This is a genomic window from Teichococcus deserti, assembly GCF_001982615.1.
In the GTDB taxonomy this organism is placed as follows: Bacteria; Pseudomonadota; Alphaproteobacteria; order Acetobacterales; family Acetobacteraceae; genus Pseudoroseomonas; species Pseudoroseomonas deserti.
Map to the genome: position 1 here is coordinate 1 of NZ_MLCO01000384.1, position 2180 is coordinate 2180.

Here is a 2180-nt window from a genome sequence, read left to right on the forward strand (position 1 = left end):
TCCGTGGTGTATTGGGGCCCCCCCCAGGCCGCCGCCCTGCCGCCAGCCGTGCCCGCGGGGCCGGATGCGGTCGCCGCCGGCCAGGCCGTGCTGCTGGTCGAGGACAACGCCACCAACCAGGCGGTGATGCGCGCGCTGCTGCAGCGCCAGGGCTGCCGGGTGACCATCGCCGAGAACGGCGCCGAAGCCCTGGCCCGCGCCGCCGAAGCCGCCTACGACCTGATCCTGATGGACCTGCAGATGCCGGTGATGGATGGGCTGGAGGCGACGCGGGCGATCCGCGCCCAGCCGGGGCCGAACCGCGCCGCCCGCATCATCGGCCTGACCGCGGCCGTCGGCGCCGAATACGAGGCGCAGTGCCGCGATGCGGGAATGAACGACTACCTGTCGAAGCCGGTGCAGCGCGACGCCTTGCGGCGCCTGTTCGCTTAGCCCTGCTTGGCGACAAGCTCGGCCAGCTCGGCCAGCTCGGCCAGGGCCGCGCCGGCGGCCTCGCCCAGCTGCGGCAGCAGGACAGAGGGTTCCGGCCCGCCCGAGGGCTGCATCGCCTGCCGCGCCAGGCTTTCCAGCCGGCGGGCGCCGATCGCGCCGGCGGCGCCGGCCAGGCCATGCGCGCCGCGGCGATAGCCGTCCAGGTCGCCGGATCCGGCCGCCTCGCGCATCTGCGCGGCCAGCCGGGCCAGGTCGGTCTCGAAGGTGCGCAGCACGGTGGCGAAAACCTCGGCGGGGAGGTCCTCGGCGAGCTGCCGGGTGATGTCGGGGTCCAGGGCGGTCACGGCGCGAAGGTTGCAAACCCGCGCACAACGGTCAACGCAGCGCGCGAAAAAGCGGTGGGGATTTGCCCGAAAACTTGCGAATCCGATCTTAGTTGCGCTGCTGCTGCGCGCGGCCGACCTGGCGCAGCGCGATCTGGGCGCCGATGGCGCAGCCGGCCATGGTCGCCGCCGTCGGCACGCCGCTGCCGGTCTCCAGCGCGCCGGTGACCAGGGTCATCACCGCGCCGAAGCCCATCTGCAGCGCCCCCACCAGCCCCGAGGCGGTGCCGGCCAGCTGCGGCTTGACGCTGACCGCCGCGGTTACCGCATTCGGCTGCGACACGCCGTTGCCCAGCGCGACCACGGTCATCGGCAGGTAGAAGACCAGCAGCGACAGCGGCAGCAGCGCCTGGCCGGCGACGCCCAGCACCGCGCCCGCCGTGCTGACCACCAGCCCGATCTTCAGCATCCGCGCCAGCCCCAAGCGCGCCGAATAGCGCCCGGCGATGAAGGAACCGGCGCCGAAGGCGAAGGAAATGGCCATGAAGGCCAGGGCGTAGCTGCGCGGGGTGTGGCCCAGCCCGTCCATCAGCACCTTGGGCGCGCCGGCCATGAAGGCGAAGAAGACGCCGGTGGTGCAGGTGGTGATGGCGGCATAGCAGCGGAAGCTGCGGATCCGGGCCAGCTGCAGATAGGCCTGGGCCATGCCGGTCAGCCCCGGCAGCGGCTGCGGCACCGCCAGCGTCTCCGGCAGGCGCAGCGCCAGGATGAACAGCGACAGGCCGAACAGCGTGCAGGCCAGCATGGTCGAGCGCCAGCCGAACAGCGCCGTCAGCTCGGCCCCCAGCAGCGGCGCCAGCATCGGCGCCACCGTCATGCCCATCATGACGAAGCCGATCTTGCTGGCCGCCTGGTCGCGCGGGAAGACGTCGCGCACGATGGCGCGCGTCAGCACCATGCCGGCGCAGCCCCCCGCCGCCTGCGCCGCCCGCGCCAGCGCCAGCCAGCCGATGGTCGGCGCCAGGAAGGCCGCCAGCGACCCCAGCACATAGACCGCCAGCCCCAGCAGCAGCACCGGCCGCCGCCCGAAGCGGTCCGACAGCGGCCCATAGATCAGCTGCCCCAGCGCGATGCCGACCAGATAGACCGTCAGCGTCATCTGCGCGCTGGCGTATGGCACGGCGAAGATCCCGGCCAGCAGCGGCAGGGAGGGGATCAGGATCTGCATGCTGAAAGGGCCAAGCCCCATCAGCAGGGTCAGCAGCCAGGTGGCGGGTACTCGACGGGGGACCGGGGAAGGCGCCAGCTCGGGCGGCAGGTCCTGGGCAAGGTCGCGCGGGCTCATGCTGCGGAGCTTATGGGCGGGGGCGCCAGAGGCCCAGGCAAGGGGGTGCCCTGAGCCATGCTCGGATCGCAGGGCAGGGG

The 2180-nt window shown here is 72.9% G+C and carries 3 protein-coding genes; 1 reads left to right on the forward strand and 2 read right to left on the reverse strand.

Going from position 1 to position 2180, the window contains the following annotated elements; translation table 11 throughout:
• Positions 1-432: response regulator (locus BKE38_RS27650; protein ID WP_131829756.1), on the forward strand; the 432-nt coding region annotated here is incomplete at its 5' end.
• Here the strand turns inward: BKE38_RS27650 and BKE38_RS27655 are convergent.
• On the reverse strand, positions 429-776 hold the full coding sequence (locus tag BKE38_RS27655) for an Hpt domain-containing protein (RefSeq protein ID WP_076960388.1): 348 nt from the start codon (positions 774-776) through the stop codon (positions 429-431). The genes BKE38_RS27650 and BKE38_RS27655 overlap by 4 nt on opposite strands.
• A gap of 88 nt (positions 777-864) precedes the next feature.
• The gene (locus BKE38_RS27660) at positions 865-2100 is read right to left on the reverse strand and encodes a multidrug effflux MFS transporter (protein WP_076960389.1); all 1236 of its coding nucleotides are present in this window, start codon (positions 2098-2100) and stop codon (positions 865-867) included.
• Positions 2101-2180 lie beyond the last annotated feature (80 nt).